Annotated in this window: 12 protein-coding genes; 11 read left to right on the forward strand and 1 reads right to left on the reverse strand. The window is 45.2% G+C overall.

Features of this window, described 5'->3' with window-relative positions; translation table 11 throughout:
• The first annotated feature begins 52 nt into the window (after positions 1–52).
• From lepB to acpS, 6 genes are all read left to right on the forward strand, one after another.
• The gene (lepB, locus tag ED652_RS15740) at positions 53–949 is read left to right on the forward strand and encodes a signal peptidase I (protein ID WP_122055432.1); all 897 of its coding nucleotides are present in this window, start codon (positions 53–55) and stop codon (positions 947–949) included.
• Between the two features lie 26 nt (positions 950–975).
• Entirely contained in the window at positions 976–1,653 is a 678-nt protein-coding gene (rnc, locus tag ED652_RS15745; protein ID WP_004735383.1) for a ribonuclease III, read from the forward strand.
• The gene (gene era, locus ED652_RS15750) at positions 1,646–2,617 is read left to right on the forward strand and encodes a GTPase Era (RefSeq protein ID WP_004735384.1); all 972 of its coding nucleotides are present in this window, start codon (positions 1,646–1,648) and stop codon (positions 2,615–2,617) included. Before rnc ends, era begins: the two co-directional genes overlap by 8 nt.
• A gap of 102 nt (positions 2,618–2,719) precedes the next feature.
• Positions 2,720–3,448 (forward strand): DNA repair protein RecO, encoded by a 729-nt coding sequence (gene recO / locus ED652_RS15755; protein WP_122055433.1) that lies wholly within the window; start codon positions 2,720–2,722, stop codon positions 3,446–3,448.
• Entirely contained in the window at positions 3,445–4,182 is a 738-nt protein-coding gene (pdxJ, locus tag ED652_RS15760) for a pyridoxine 5'-phosphate synthase (RefSeq protein ID WP_017108145.1), read from the forward strand. The genes recO and pdxJ overlap by 4 nt, the downstream gene beginning before the upstream one ends.
• Positions 4,183–4,254: 72 nt before the next feature.
• A complete protein-coding gene (gene acpS / locus ED652_RS15765) occupies positions 4,255–4,635 on the forward strand; it encodes a holo-ACP synthase (protein WP_076672301.1) in 381 nt (126 codons plus the stop codon).
• A 209-nt stretch (positions 4,636–4,844) separates the two neighbouring features.
• Here acpS and barA read toward each other — a convergent pair whose 3' ends face one another.
• Positions 4,845–7,658: a two-component sensor histidine kinase BarA gene (gene barA, locus ED652_RS15770; RefSeq protein ID WP_122055434.1), complete on the reverse strand. Its 2,814-nt coding sequence runs from the start codon at positions 7,656–7,658 to the stop codon at positions 4,845–4,847.
• A gap of 165 nt (positions 7,659–7,823) precedes the next feature.
• On the opposite strand from barA, the gene rlmD reads away from it, so the two are divergent.
• The 5 genes from rlmD (at position 7,824) to eno (ending at position 15,719) form a co-directional block, all read left to right on the forward strand.
• Entirely contained in the window at positions 7,824–9,143 is a 1,320-nt protein-coding gene (gene rlmD, locus ED652_RS15780) for a 23S rRNA (uracil(1939)-C(5))-methyltransferase RlmD (protein ID WP_122055435.1), read from the forward strand.
• A 136-nt stretch (positions 9,144–9,279) separates the two neighbouring features.
• Positions 9,280–11,505, forward strand: coding sequence for a GTP diphosphokinase (gene relA / locus ED652_RS15785; protein WP_029223233.1), 2,226 nt, complete (start codon positions 9,280–9,282; stop codon positions 11,503–11,505).
• 245 nt (positions 11,506–11,750) lie between these two features.
• Complete coding sequence (mazG, locus tag ED652_RS15790; RefSeq protein ID WP_065102955.1) at positions 11,751–12,566, forward strand: nucleoside triphosphate pyrophosphohydrolase; 816 nt, start codon at positions 11,751–11,753, stop codon at positions 12,564–12,566.
• Positions 12,567–12,698: 132 nt separating this feature from the next.
• Positions 12,699–14,339 (forward strand): CTP synthase, encoded by a 1,641-nt coding sequence (locus ED652_RS15795; protein WP_017108150.1) that lies wholly within the window; start codon positions 12,699–12,701, stop codon positions 14,337–14,339.
• Between the two features lie 81 nt (positions 14,340–14,420).
• Positions 14,421–15,719, forward strand: a complete 1,299-nt coding sequence (eno, locus tag ED652_RS15800; RefSeq protein ID WP_004735393.1) for a phosphopyruvate hydratase — start codon at positions 14,421–14,423, stop codon at positions 15,717–15,719.
• Positions 15,720–15,890 lie beyond the last annotated feature (171 nt).

Consider the following 15,890-nt stretch of genomic DNA (forward strand, 5'->3'; position numbering starts at 1 on the left):
GCTATTCTTTCACTTTCGTTATTTTTAAAGAAATGAAATTTAAGGGATATCAATGGCTAATACATTTTCGCTTATCTTAGTGATCGTAACTCTAGTGACTGGCATTGTATGGGCGTTGGAAAAGTTTGTGTGGGCGAAGAAACGCCAACAAAAACTGGCTGACGTTGAAGCACAATCGAATGGCCTAGACGCTGAAACCAGCGCAAAAGTTACGGCTCAGCCTTGGTGGGTTGAGAACAGTGTGTCCATTTTCCCGGTAATTGCATTTGTTTTGATCTTGCGTTCATTTATTTATGAACCGTTTCAAATCCCATCTGGTTCGATGATGCCAACCCTTTTGGTTGGTGATTTCATCTTAGTAGAGAAGTACGCGTACGGTCTAAAAGACCCAGTATGGCGCACTCAGTTGGTAGAAACAGGCAAGCCAGAGCGTGGTGATTCAATCGTATTTAAGTACCCACCTCAGCCGAATATCGACTACATCAAACGTGTGGTTGGTATGCCGGGCGACACAATTCGCTACAGCAGCCGCAAAGAGGTCTGCATTCAAGCGAAGGGCACAAGTAGCTGTGAACCAGTGAAATTAAGTCACGTTGAAGAAAGCCAATTTATTCAAGACGGTGTGCCTCTGATTCAGCTGAATGAACAGCTGGGTGATGTGGAGCACCAAATTTTAGTTAACCCATTACGACGTGATCGTGTGCAAGCATATCAACCTCGCAATGGTGTTAACGAGTGGATCGTTCCAGAAGGCCAATACTTTGTGATGGGTGATAACCGTGACAACAGTGCTGATAGCCGTTACTGGGGCTTTGTCCCTGAAGCAAACCTTGTTGGTAAGGCCGTTGCTATTTGGATCAGCTTCGAATTCGAACGCGGTTCAGACAGTGTACTTCCAGCATGGATTCCTACTGGTGTGCGTTTTAATCGCATCGGTGGGATTCACTAATCGATCACATAACACATCGAGAGAGCATGAATTCTCCAATTGATAAACTAGAGAGAAAGATTGGCTATCAGTTTAATGATGCCGATCTTATCCATCTGGCGCTGACTCACCGCAGCGCCGCAGGTAAACACAACGAACGTCTTGAGTTTCTGGGCGATTCAATTTTAAGTTTTGTTATCGCTGATGATCTTTACCACCGTTTCCCTAAGGTAAACGAAGGTGATATGAGCCGCATGCGCGCAACATTAGTACGTGGTCATACATTGGCAGAACTAGGTCGTGAATTCGAACTAGGAGATTACTTAAAATTAGGTCCAGGTGAGTTGAAGAGTGGCGGTTTCCGTCGTGATTCTATTCTAGCGGATGCAGTAGAAGCGATCATCGGTGCTGTCTATTTAGATAGTGATACCGAGGTTGTTCGCCGCATTATTTTAAGCTGGTACCAATCTCGCCTAGAGTCTATTCAGCCTGGTGTATCTCAAAAAGATCCGAAAACTCGCCTACAAGAGTTTTTACAAGGTCGAAGAAATCCCCTACCTGTCTACACAGTGACTAATATTAAAGGTGAAGCACACAACCAAGAGTTTACGGTTGAGTGTGAAGTGGCAGGTGTGGATAAACCTGTTATCGGTAAAGGCACTAGCCGCCGCAAGGCAGAACAAGCGGCTGCTGAAACAGCATTAGAGCAACTAAGCAATGTCTGATAACAATCAAGATTTCGATATCGATGCATTCTTTTCATCTGATAGCAAAAAAACGGGCCTACCGGAAAACCAACACTGTGGCTTCATCGCTATCGTGGGTCGACCAAACGTAGGTAAATCGACGCTTCTGAACCATATTTTGGGTCAGAAAATCTCGATCACATCACGTAAACCTCAGACGACACGCCACCGTATTATGGGTGTAGAAACTGAAGGTGATTACCAAGCGATCTACGTTGATACTCCTGGACTTCACATCGAAGAAAAGCGTGCAATCAACCGTTTGATGAACCGTGCGGCGAACAGCTCACTGAGTGATGTGAACCTAGTATTTTTCCTTGTTGACGGTACTCACTGGACTGACGACGATGAAATGGTACTGAACAAGCTGAGAAAAACAGATTTCCCAGTAGTCCTTTGTATTAACAAGGTAGACAACGTTCAAGACCGTACCGACGTGATGCAACACATGATGGAAGTGTCTAAGAAGATGGACTTCCTTGATGTTGTGCCAATCTCGGCGAAGCAAGGTAAGAATATCGATGTACTGCGTAAGCACGTTCGTAATTCTTTACCAAAAGCGACGCACCACTTCCCTGAAGAGTACGTAACGGATCGCTCACAGCGCTTTATGGCCTCTGAAATCATCCGTGAAAAACTGATGCGCTTCACAGGCGAAGAGCTACCTTACTCAGTAACGGTTGAAATCGAGCGTTTTGATTACAACCCAGATAACGATGGTTTCCACATCAACGCTTTGATTCTTGTTGAACGTACTGGTCAGAAGAAGATGGTGATTGGTAAAGCGGGCGAGAAGATCAAAACGATTGGTCGTGAAGCTCGTATCGATATGGAAGAACTATTCGGCCGTAAGGTTTACCTAGAGACTTGGGTTAAAGTTAAGTCTGGTTGGGCTGACGATGAGCGTGCACTTCGCTCGTTAGGCTACATCGACGATCTATAATATATTGAACGTCACTTTCTGATATTAAGAAAGTTGAATTGAATATAAATACAAGAGAGAGTGCGAACTCTCTCTTTTTGTATCTGTAAGAAGGGTAAGTTATTGAGCGAAGGGTTACAGCGATGCTTTGTGTTGCACCGTCGACCATACAGTGAGTCGAGCCTGATTCTGGACGTCTTCAGTGAAGAGTACGGTCGGGTGACGTTGATGTCTAAAGGTGCGCGGAGTAAGCGTTCTAATTTGAAAGGTGCATTGCAACCTTTTACGCCGCTGCTGCTTAAGTGGTCTGGCAATGGTTCAATGAAAACGTTGCGCCAAGCTGAACCCATCAGCTTGGGGCTTCCTCTTACCGGTATCAATCTGTATTCAGCCATGTACGTCAATGAGTTAGTTGGGCGAGTGTTGATGGCCGAAGTGGCTATGCCCGCATTTTTTCATGACTATCTTCATGCCTTAACAGAACTCGCTCATAATGAGAATCCTGAGCCAGCGCTACGTCGTTTTGAATTGGCTCTACTTTCCGCTATGGGGTATGGCGTCGACTTTTTACACTGTGCTGGCACCGGTGAACCGATTGATCCGAGCATGACTTATCGTTATCGAGAGCAGAAAGGTTTTATCGCATCGGTACGTCGAGATAACCTAACTTTTATGGGCGATGAACTTATCGCAATCAGTGAACGTAGGTTTATCACTAAAGAGCAGTTAAAAGCGGCAAAACGCTTTACACGCATAGCCTTAAAGCCGTATCTTGGCGGCAAACCATTAAAAAGTAGAGAGCTATTTATGCCAACAATAGCCCTCTCTAGAGCACGGAGTATTGGAAAATGAGCTCAATCCTTTTAGGCGTTAATATCGACCATATTGCAACACTACGTAATGCACGTGGTACTAAATATCCAGACCCAGTACACGCAGCTGAAATTGCTGAACGTGCTGGTGCTGACGGCATCACTATTCACCTACGCGAAGATCGCCGTCATATCGTTGACCGTGATGTGCGTATTCTTGCTGAGACAATCCAAACTCGCATGAATCTTGAGATGGCCGTGACGGACGAGATGGTTCAAATCGCACTCGATACCAATCCTGAGTTCGTTTGCTTAGTTCCAGAAAAACGCGAAGAGCTAACGACTGAAGGTGGCTTGGACGTGGTCGGTCAACTAGAGAAGATCAAAGCGGCGACCGAAAAACTGTCGGCTGCGGGTATTAAGGTCTCTCTATTTATCGATGCAGATCGTGAGCAAATCGATGCAGCAAAAGCATGTGGTGCGCCGTTTATTGAGCTTCATACTGGTCATTACGCTGATGCGAAAACAGAAGAAGATCAGCAAGATGAACTTAAAAAGATTGCTGCAGGCGCAAGCTACGCAGATGATCTTGGTATTACAGTCAATGCGGGCCATGGCCTGACTTACCACAACGTAGCGCCAATTGCGGCACTCCCTGAGATCTACGAGCTGAACATCGGTCACTCGATCATGGGACGCGCAGTGTTTGATGGTTTGAACAAAGCTGTTGCAGACATGAAAGCAATCATGGAAACAGCACGTAACAACGCTTAATTAGTTAATTAGGTAAGTGGTTAATCAAAAACCAATAGAATCAATAAATCGAAGTTTAATAGTAAGGTAAACATGGCTGTTGTTGGATTAGGTACAGATATCGCAGAAATAGAGCGTGTAGAAAAAGCATTGTCACGAAGTGGGGAGGCTTTCGCTCAACGTATTTTGACGGATTCTGAATTTGAAGTATTCCAGCAGCTTAAGCAAAAAGGGCGTTACCTTGCGAAGCGTTTTGCGGCTAAAGAAGCGGCATCGAAAGCGCTTGGCACGGGCATTGCGCTTGGTGTGACCTTTCATGACTTTGAAATATCGAACGATGAGCATGGCAAGCCCGTTTTGAGCTTACATAACAAAGCTCAGGAAATCGCACTGGCGAATGGAACAAAGTCGATTCATCTAACTATTTCCGATGAACGCCACTACGCGGTGGCGACGGTATTACTTGAGTCGTAAGCTTTGGATTGAACCATGTGTTTAGTCGTCTGCTTAGACAGCGAGCGTGTTTAGGCAGCGAACGAATTGATTAACACTGACCAAATATTCAAGTTAAAAAAAGCAGAGCTCATGGCTCTGCTTTTTTATTATCTGAACGCGTTCAATTTACTGCTAACTGCTAACTGCTAACTGCTAACTGCCTTCAGCCAGCAGCCAGCAGCTAACTTTTAACTGTTAATCGGCTGCAAGTAATGAATCGCTGTTGCCTGAACCTTATCTAATTCATCCTGCAATTCAAATAGCTCCGGCTCAATCGCCTCAATGGAAGTGCCTGAGCGCAACTCTTTCTCTATCGTTGCACATACCGATTTTAGTCTTGGTACGCCGCTGTATGAGCTGCTGCCGTGCATCTTGTGGATGATATGTATCAGTTCTTCAACAGGGAAGTCGTTGTCTTCTATCGCTTTCTCTGCGGCTTCGTAAACCTCAGGAATAAAGTCCACTAACATTCGCAGCATATCGCGTGCAAGATCCTCTTTGTTAGCGGCTTGCTTCATTGCGGCTTGCCAATCAATGATGATGTTTTTGTGCACGTTCGCTTCTGTTTCTTGTGGCTGGCTATTATCTATCTCAACCGCGACCGCAGGATGTTCAGGGTCTATTTTATTGATATGCTCAACCTCTGAAGCTGGGCTCCAATGAAGCAGAACCTGCTGTAAGACATGCTCTTCGATAGGCTTGGTTAGGTAATCATCCATGCCCGCAGCTAGCAGTCGATCTCGCTCACCCATCATGGCGTGCGCGGTCACTGCGATAATCGGTGTGTTGGCGTTGTTAGCGAGTTTCTTAATGTGCTTACAAGCGGTCACTCCATCCATTTGTGGCATTTGGATATCCATGAAGATGATATCAAACGGTGTGCTAGTCGCTTTGTCGATCGCCTGTTGACCATTAGTACAGCTGATCACGGTTTCCACTCGCTCTTTCAATAACGCAGTAATCAACTTCAGGTTGGCTGGGTTATCGTCGACCGCCAGTACCGTTAACGGTAGCTTCTCTTCTGAGTGCGTTTCAATCGCTGGAGCAATCAAGGTTGGTGCTTGATTAGAGATCAGAGTTTGCAGCAGTTTCTTACGAGAGAGAGGCTTGGTGATGCACTGAACATCAACCTCTTTCATCAGTTGCTCACCCAATGCAAGTTCAGTACTTGGCGTACCAATAATCACGTTCTGAGCAATCTTCTTCGCACCAATTGCCCAACCACTGACGGTATCAAGTTGGTACTCTTGGTTCGCGGCTAAGTTAAGTAGAACGTAGTCATATGAGGTAGATTCGTCAGGCATAACCGAACGGTACGTTACCACTAAGCCTTCTTGGGTTAGGATCTGCTGAGTAATCGATGCCGCTTGCATGTTCGGCTCGATCAACAGTAACTGTTTGTCTTGTAGGCATTGAGTTTCGATAAGCTCGGTCATTGGCATATCAGTCGTTGATAGCCTTAAGGTAAACCAGAAGGTTGAACCTTGGTGCAGGCGACTAGTGAGGCTGATCTCACCGCCCATTTGGCTTACCAATTTCTGTGTGATAACGAGACCAAGGCCTGTACCACCATAACGACGAGAGATACTCGCATCTGCTTGGCTGAAGGCTTGGAATAGCTGAGCCTGTTGACGTTCTGAGATACCTATACCGGTATCTCGAACCATGAATTGAAGTTCGATGTTGTCTTCGGTCTGCGAACGAAGCTCAACACTGATATCGATATTGCCACGCTCGGTAAACTTGATTGAGTTACCAACAAGGTTGGTTAGGATCTGCTGAATACGCAGCGGATCACCAACCACGCCTGGTGGCACTTTCGGGTCTATTTTTAGAGTCAGCTCCAGGCCTTTCTCATGAGCGTTGGTGGCTTGAAGGTTCACAACCTCTTCAAGGCTGGCTTGGAATTCAAATGGAATGTTTTCGAGTGCTAGTTTACCAGCTTCTAACTTCGAGAAATCAAGAATGTCGTTGATGATGCTGAGTAGGTTATTGGCAGAGCGCTCAATGGTCTGCAAGTAATCGGTTTGGCTGGTCGATAGGTGGGTCTTAAGCATCTGACGAGTAAAGCCAATCACACCGTTGAGCGGTGTTCTCAATTCGTGAGACATGTTAGCCAAGAACTCAGACTTAACACGTGCTGCTTCTTGAGCGCGTTTTTTCGCAATGTCCAACTCAACGTTTTGAATCTCTAATTGCTCTAGGGTCTCACGCAGATCAGACGTGGCTTGGTCGATGCTGTGTTGCATCTCTACGTGATATTCTGATAACGATACCGCCATCGCGTTGATACCGTTTTTCAGTGAATCTAGCTCACCATGCATCTTGCCTTCGATACGCACATCGAGGTGACCACGTCGAATCCGGTCAACCATGTTTTTCATGTGCGTGATCGGCTGAGTTACATCGTGCATTAAGCGGAACGCAAACACGCCCGATAAACCTAGTCCCAGAATCAACACCAAGAAAGCAGAGAACACCTCTTGATACTGCTGCAATCGCAATGAAGATAAGTCGAGCTCAATCGCTATATAGCCAATGGCTTGGTTCGCTTGCGATTGCCCGTTGGCTGAGTTGATGTATTGCCCCTCAGCGATGATGGGTGTCCTGAGGATCAGCGTGTTATCGAGCAGGTTCGAAGAGCTCAAATGCGGTATCGGCTTATCTTTGGGATAAGTGAGGCTTTCAAAGTCGGGGTGGAAGTTTGAGGTTACGAACAACTCATGGCGATCATCAAATACCGCGATACTGCGCACAAGGTTAGAGTTTTTTCGATGCGCATAGCTGATGAGCTGGCGAACAGACTCTCGGCTTTCGAGTTGCATGCCAGATGCGCTCGCAATCGCAAGCGGTTCTATAATGCTAGTACCAGTGTTAACCACCTGACCCTCAAGGTCTTGATAGCGGTTAAATGAGAAAAATGCACTCAATAGCAGCCCAATAATTAGGGTTGGAACTAGAGTTAAGGTAATTACACGGGCTCTTAAGCCATATCTGGTCATGTTCTTTAATTACATCGAGGTCTGGATATGGGAAAATAACGCGCACAATGGCGGTTAAGTGAACGGTAAGCTTAATCAAAGCCGTGACGTTCGACAATGATTCCAAGGCATAATAGTGAGTCCTGGATACAAATTACTTATTAAAAGATACATTAGGCACAAGCAATGGCACGTTTTTTTCAACCAAAAAAGAAAACTCAATTCGAGACCAAGCACCAATCGGTTTTGGTTGAACGAATGGATCACAATGGGGCAGGGATTGCTTATCAGAAGAATAAGCCTGTTTTCATTGATGGTGCATTGCCGGGTGAGCAGGTTGTTATTCAGCTCATCGAGAGTAAGAGTAAATTTGCGCGAGCAAAACTGATTAAATTACTGGAGCCAAGCGAACTGCGTTTGAAGCCTTTCTGTAAACATTTTAATCAGTGCGGTGGCTGTCATCTCCAGCACCTTGGCTACTCTTCTCAGGTAGAACATAAAGCGCAGTCTTTGAGCCATCTGATGAGCCAATACCAAACGGATAAAACAGACGTTGTTGAACCGATTATTGGTCATGAAACAGGTTATCGTCGCCGTGCGCGCATCAGCTTATTTGTCGATAAAAAGACACAGCAGCTTCAATTTGGTTTCCGTAAAAAGCAAAGCAAGCAGATTGAAAATATTACCGATTGTGCGGTGCTTGACCCTCGTCTCAATATCTTGCTGCCAAAGCTGAAAAGTTTACTGAATACTTTCAGCAACCTTACTTCTTTAGGACACGTTGAATTAGTGATCGGGGATACTGGTCCAGTCATGGTGCTACGCCACCTTAAGCCTTTGGTTGAAAAAGATGAGCAATCTTTGATTGAGTTGGCTCTGGCAGAAGGCGCTACGCTGTATTCTATGCCAGAAACTGACAAGTTGATTCGTTTGGTGGGTGATACGCCAAGCTATAGCGAAACTGGCGTAACCTTACCTTTTGAGCCAAACCACTTCATTCAAGTGAATCAAAAGGTCAATAAACAGATGGTAACTCAAGCGATTGAATGGTTAGAGCCTCAAGCCGATGAGCGAGTGCTCGACCTGTTTTGTGGCTTGGGCAACTTTAGTCTGCCTATCGCACAACAATCTGCGTTTGTGGTGGGGGTTGAAGGTGTCGATGAAATGGTTCAGCAGGCAACGTCTAACGCAGCTTTGAATCAATTAAATAATACAGAATTCTACCAAGCGAACCTTGAAGAAGAGCTGTCTTCACAACCTTGGGCAAAAGAAAGATTTGATAAAATCTTACTCGATCCAGCTCGTGCTGGAGCGAGTGGGATCGTTGATCAAATTTCAGGGTTAGGAGCGAAGCGTGTGGTTTATGTTTCGTGTAATCCTGCTACTCTAGCTAGAGATTCAGAGAGCTTAGAAAAACAAGGCTACCAATTGGCTAAGCTAGGCATGTTGGACATGTTCCCTCATACCAGTCATCTCGAATCGATGGCTCTCTTTATCAAGGCTTAGAAGCCCTTAAATAAGGCTTGAAAATGTATTACAAAGGTGCGGGGCAGCCTGCACTGATATCAATATGAGTCGAACTAACGTGGAACCAGTTAGTCATATTGAATTGGGTATAAAACATAATAACTAGGAAGGCATGATGGTTGCGGTACGAAGCGCACATTTAAACCCAAGCGAACAGTTTGAGCTAGATAATTGGATTGCGTCATTGAATCAAGACGCAAAAACCTCGAATAAACTGACCAAAGTTTATCGTCACTGTGAAGAGCTATTAAAAGATCACGAGCAAGGTGAGCTTTTACTTTGGCGTGGTCGCGAGATGATCGAAATCTTGGTCACCTTGTCGATGGATCGCGCTACTTTAGTGGCGGCACAACTCTTCCCTGTCGTATCAAGCGGTGTTTTTGAGCGTGAAGCGTTTGAAGAAAGTTACGGAAAGGAAACCGTAAAGCTGATTGATGGCGTGGAAGAAATGGCGGCTTTGGGCCAGCTAAATGTCACCCTTGAAGGCAGTGCTGCCTCGGGTCAAGTCGATAATGTTCGACGAATGCTATTGGCAATGGTGGATGATTTCCGCTGCGTAGTCATTAAACTAGCAGAGCGAATTTGTAACCTCATAGAAGTGAAAAAGGCCCCTGATGCTGTGCGCCGTGCGGCAGCAAAAGAGTGTGCCAACATCTATGCGCCTCTTGCAAACCGTTTAGGTATTGGTCAGCTAAAGTGGGAAATTGAAGATTACGCTTTCCGCTACCAACAACCAGATACATACAAGCAGATTGCTAAACAGCTGTCTGAACGACGTATTGTGCGCGAACAATACATCACCGACTTTGTTGACGATCTCACGTCAGAAATGAACCGTTCAAGCATCAATGCTGAAGTCAGCGGTCGACCAAAACACATCTACAGTATCTGGCGTAAAATGCAGAAAAAAGGCTTAGAGTTTGATGAGCTTTTTGACGTGCGTGCGGTGCGTATTATCGCCGACCAACTGCAAGACTGTTATGCCGGCTTAGGTGTGGTTCACACCAAATATAAACATCTACCTAGTGAATTTGATGACTACGTGGCGAACCCTAAGCCGAATGGTTATCAGTCGATTCATACCGTAGTTCTTGGCCCTGAAGGCAAGACCATTGAAATTCAGATTCGTACCAAGCAGATGCATGAAGACTCTGAATTGGGCGTTGCTGCGCACTGGAAATACAAAGAAGGTGCATCTAGCGGCGTACGCAGTGGCTACGATGAGAAAATTACTTGGTTGCGTAAGCTTATCGACTGGCAAGAAGAGATGTCGGATTCTGGCGAGATGCTGGATGAAGTCCGTAGCCAAGTCTTTGATGATCGTGTCTATGCCTTTACACCTCGCGGTGATGTGGTCGATTTACCAATGGGTGCAACACCGTTGGACTTTGCTTACCACATCCACTCGATGGTTGGACACCGTTGTATCGGTGCCAAAGTCGCAGGTCGAATCGTTCCATTTACTCATAAGTTGGCGATGGGTGATCAAGTTGAAATCATCACTCAAAAAGAACCGAATCCATCACGCGATTGGTTGAATCCGACGACAGGTTTTGTTCATTCAAGTCGAGCTCGAGCAAAAATTAACGCTTGGTTCCGTGCTCAGAGTCGTGAGAAAAACCTCGAAGCGGGGCGAGATATTCTAGAAGTCGAGCTGGGCAGAGTCGGCGCTACACTGAAAGATGCTGAGCAATACGCGCTGAAACGATTCAACGTCAACACTCCAGATGAATTGTATGCGGGTATTGGTAGTGGCGATTTGCGTATTAACCAAGTCGTTAATCACATCAATGCTTTGGTCAACAAACCAACGGCGGAAGAAGAAGATAAGAAAGCGCTAGAGAAGCTGCTTGAGTCTGACAATAAGCCAGCGCATCAGAGTCGTCCGAAAAAGGATGCTGTCGTTGTTGAAGGTGTCGATAACTTAATGACCCACTTGGCTCGTTGTTGTCAGCCTATCCCGGGCGATGTGATCAAAGGTTACATTACTCAAGGGCGTGGTATCTCAGTACACCGCAGCGATTGTGAACAGTTAAGTGAACTTAACCTGCATGCTCCCGAACGTATCATTGATACTGTGTGGGGCGATGGTTTTGTAGGCTCGTATATCTTAACGCTGCGTGTAGAGGCGCTAGAACGTACCGGCTTGTTGAAAGATATAACATCCCTGTTCTTAAACGAAAAAGTCAGTGTGACGACAATGAAGAGCCGTATTGACTATAAACGTCAGCTGTCGGTGATGGATTTCGATTTGGAAGTGACCAACATTGAAATTCTGAGTCGAGTAACGAGCCGTGTCGAGCAAATCAAAGATGTTATGAGTGTTAAACGCCTAGGCTAAAATTCTCGTCATACTTGAAGCTGATGGCGTTGTTGCCTGCGCGCACTCGCTCAATCACATAGACAAGCTATGCTCAGGAGTCTCGCTTGCTTGTCGCCTAGCCACAGTTTCAATTATTTAGAGAATTAGACAGTATCAACAAAGGTGAGTGGTTTTGGCTGCTCACCTTTTTTAGTATCAGTACCTTTTAGTTTTAGAAGACGTTATAAATTTAAAAATCAAAGACAGTGAATAGGAAGAAAACGATGAATCACCCGATTGAACAACTTGAACAGATTATGACTAAGCTGCGCGATCCAGAAGGTGGCTGTCCTTGGGATTTGAAACAAAATTTTGAAACAATTGTGCCGCATACTATCGAAGAGACCTACGAGGTGGTGGACGCGATTCACAACAAAGATTGGCCGAACCTACAAGAAGAGTTGGGTGACCTGTTGTTTCAGGTAATCTTCTACAGTCAATTAGCAAAAGAGCAGGGCTTGTTTGAGTTCTCTGATGTGGTCGACGGTATCAATGAGAAACTGACGCGCCGTCATCCACACGTATTTTCTGATACAGAGTTTGCCAGCGATGAAGAAATTAATGCCAATTGGGAAGCTGAAAAAGCCAAAGAGAAAGCACAGGCAGGCAAAACTCAAGAAAGTATTCTAGACTCAATACCAAACTCTCTACCTGCACTTTCGCGTGCTACAAAAATTCAAAAGCAAGTCGCGAAATTTGGCTTTGATTGGGACACTATTGGCCCAGTCGCTGATAAGGTTTTAGAGGAAGTTGATGAGGTGTTAGAAGAAGCGCTTCAAGTAACGCCAAACGAAGATTTAGTTGAAGAAGAACTGGGTGATTTATTGTTTGCGACGGTCAATTTAGTGCGACATTTGGGTAAAAATCCAGAAACGGCTCTTAATAAAGCCAATCTGAAATTCTCACGCCGCTTTAAAGGTGTGGAACAAAAAGTTCGTCAGCAAGATAAAATTCTGACCGACTTTTCTCTACAACAGCTTGATTCCATGTGGGATGAAGTCAAAGTGGCGGAGAAAAGATCATCAAAGCTTTTATCATGAATTGATTTGAAGCAAAAAATAAAAAATTGCAGTGTGATAGATTTCACGTTGTGGCGATAAGGGGCTTCTGGTATATTTTCATCCCGTCCAGAAGTAATCCATTTCCCTCATTCAACCAATTTCAGGTTAAACATGACGACAAATTACATTTTTGTTACTGGCGGGGTTGTATCCTCTCTAGGTAAAGGTATTGCAGCAGCATCTCTTGCGGCTATTTTAGAAGCTCGTGGTCTTAAAGTGACTATGATGAAGCTTGACCCTTACATCAACGTTGATCCAGGCACTATGAGCCCGACTCAACACGGTGAAGTGTTCGTTACGGAAGATGGCGCTGAAACAGACCTTGACCTTGGTCACTATGAGCGATTCATTCGCACCAAAATGACTAAGCGTAACAACTTCACAGCAGGTCGTGTTTATGCTGACGTTCTACGTAATGAACGTCGTGGTGACTACCTAGGTGCAACAATCCAGGTTATCCCTCACATCACTAACTCTATCAAAGAACGCGTAATCTCTGGTGCTAAAGGCCACGATATCGCGCTTGTTGAAGTTGGTGGTACTGTAGGTGATATTGAATCTCTACCATTCATGGAAGCGATTCGTCAGTTAGCAGTAGAACTAGGCCGTGAACGCGCAATGTTCATGCACCTTACTCTAGTGCCATACCTAGCAGCTGCGGGTGAAGTGAAAACTAAGCCAACGCAACACTCTGTAAAAGAGCTACTGTCTATCGGTATTCAACCTGACATCCTAGTTTGTCGTTCAGATCGTGTTATCCCAGCAAACGAACGTAAGAAAATTGCTCTTTTCTGTAATGTACAAGAAAAAGCAGTTATCTCGATGAAAGACGTAGATTCAATCTACAAGATCCCACAATTAATCCGTGCTCAAGGCATTGATGATCTTGTATGTACGCGTTTCGGTATCAATGCACCAGAAGCTGATCTGTCTGAGTGGGAACAAGTAATTTACGAAGAAGCTAACCCAACGGGTGAAGTGACGATTGGTATGGTTGGTAAGTACATTGAACTGCCTGACGCATACAAATCAGTAAATGAAGCGCTGAAACACGCAGGCTTGAAAAACCGCCTAAGTGTCACAATTAAATATGTAGATTCACAAGATGTTGAATCTAAAGGCACAGAAATTCTACAAGACCTAGATGCAATCCTAGTTCCTGGTGGCTTTGGCGACCGTGGTGTTGAAGGTAAGATCCTTGCTGCACAATACGCTCGTGAAAACAAAGTACCTTACTTAGGTATCTGTCTAGGTATGCAAGTTGCTCTTATTGAGTACGCTCGTAACGTTGCGAAGATGGAAGGTGCACACTCTTCTGAATTCTGCAAAGAAACTAAATACCCTGTTGTTGGCCTAATCACTGAGTGGATTGACGGCGAAGGTAAAGTTGAAGAGCGTACTGAGAAATCAGACCTAGGCGGCACAATGCGTCTTGGTTCACAGCTTTGTCACCTAGCGAAAGGGACGAAAGCTTACGAATTATACGGTAGCGCGACGATCCATGAACGTCACCGTCACCGTTACGAAGTGAACAACAATCTTCGTCCACAAATCGAAAAAGCGGGCCTAAAAGTATCGGGTCTGTCTGCGGACAAGAAACTGGTTGAAGTTATTGAGAACCCGAACCACCCATGGTTTGTTGCTGCTCAGTTCCACCCAGAGTTCACTTCAACACCTCGCGATGGTCACCCATTGTTTGCAGGTTTCGTTAAAGCGGCTGGCGAATTCCAGCGCGGCGAATTAGAAAAGTAAAAAGGAATCCAGGTAGCTGCGTAAGTTGTGCTGCTACCTTTAAATTTGACATTTATATATTCAACGAGAAGGAAACATTCAATGTCTAAGATCGTTAAAGTTCTAGGTCGTGAAATCATCGATTCACGTGGTAACCCAACTGTAGAAGCTGAAGTACACCTAGAAGGCGGTTTCGTAGGTATGGCTGCTGCTCCATCTGGCGCATCTACTGGTTCTCGCGAAGCTCTTGAGCTACGTGACGGCGACAAATCACGTTTCCTAGGTAAAGGTGTTCTTAAAGCAATTGAAGCTGTAAACGGCCCAATCGCTGACGCTCTAGTTGGTAAAGACGCTAAAGCACAAGCTGACGTTGACCAAGTTATGCTTGATCTAGACGGTACTGAGAACAAGTCTAAGTTTGGCGCTAACGCTATCCTTGCTGTTTCTCTAGCTAACGCAAAAGCTGCTGCTGCTGCGAAAGGCATGCCTCTATACGAGCACATTGCTGAGCTAAACGGTACTGCTGGTCAGTTCTCTATGCCTCTACCAATGATGAACATCATCAACGGTGGCGAGCACGCTGATAACAACGTTGACATCCAAGAGTTCATGATCCAACCAGTTGGCGCTAAAACTCTTAAAGAAGGTCTGCGTATCGGCGCTGAAGTATTCCACAACCTAGCTAAAGTTCTTAAGTCTAAAGGCTACAGCACTGCAGTTGGTGATGAAGGTGGTTTCGCTCCTAACCTTAAATCTAACGCTGAAGCTCTAGAAGTTATCGCAGAAGCTGTTGCAGCTGCTGGTTACGAACTAGGTAAAGACGTTACTCTTGCTATGGACTGTGCAGCATCTGAGTTCTTCGACAAAGAAGCTGGCATCTACAACATGAAGGGCGAAGGTAAAACTTTCACTTCTGAAGAGTTCAACCACTACCTAGCTGAACTAGCTAACAACTTCCCAATCGTTTCTATCGAAGACGGTCTTGACGAGTCAGATTGGGATGGCTTCAAGCACCAAACTGAACTTCTAGGCGACAAGCTTCAAATCGTTGGTGACGATCTTTTCGTTACAAACACTAAGATTCTTGCTGAAGGTATCGAGAAAGGCGTAGCTAACTCTATCCTTATCAAGTTCAACCAAATCGGTTCTCTAACAGAGACTCTAGCTGCTATCAAGATGGCTAAAGACGCTGGCTACACTGCAGTAATCTCTCACCGTTCTGGCGAAACTGAAGATGCAACTATCGCTGATCTAGCGGTAGGTACAGCTGCAGGTCAAATCAAAACTGGTTCTATGAGCCGTTCTGACCGTGTTGCTAAGTACAACCAACTTATCCGTATCGAAGAAGCTCTAGGTTCTAAAGCTCCTTTCAACGGTCTTAAAGAAGTTAAAGGTCAATAATTCCTAGCGAATTATTAATCTAAGCTTTTGAAAACGCTCTACTTCGGTAGGGCGTTTTTTTTGCTTAAAATATGTCATTCCCTAGACTGACGAAGGAAGGAGTAGGGAACTTCATTGTGTACGCCCAGCATGGGCATGAACTAATGAGGTGAAAGTCCTCTGTAGGAAGAT

The sequence above is a fragment of the Vibrio sp. Evd11 genome, assembly GCF_900382755.1.
In the GTDB taxonomy this organism is placed as follows: domain Bacteria; phylum Pseudomonadota; class Gammaproteobacteria; order Enterobacterales; family Vibrionaceae; genus Vibrio; species Vibrio lentus.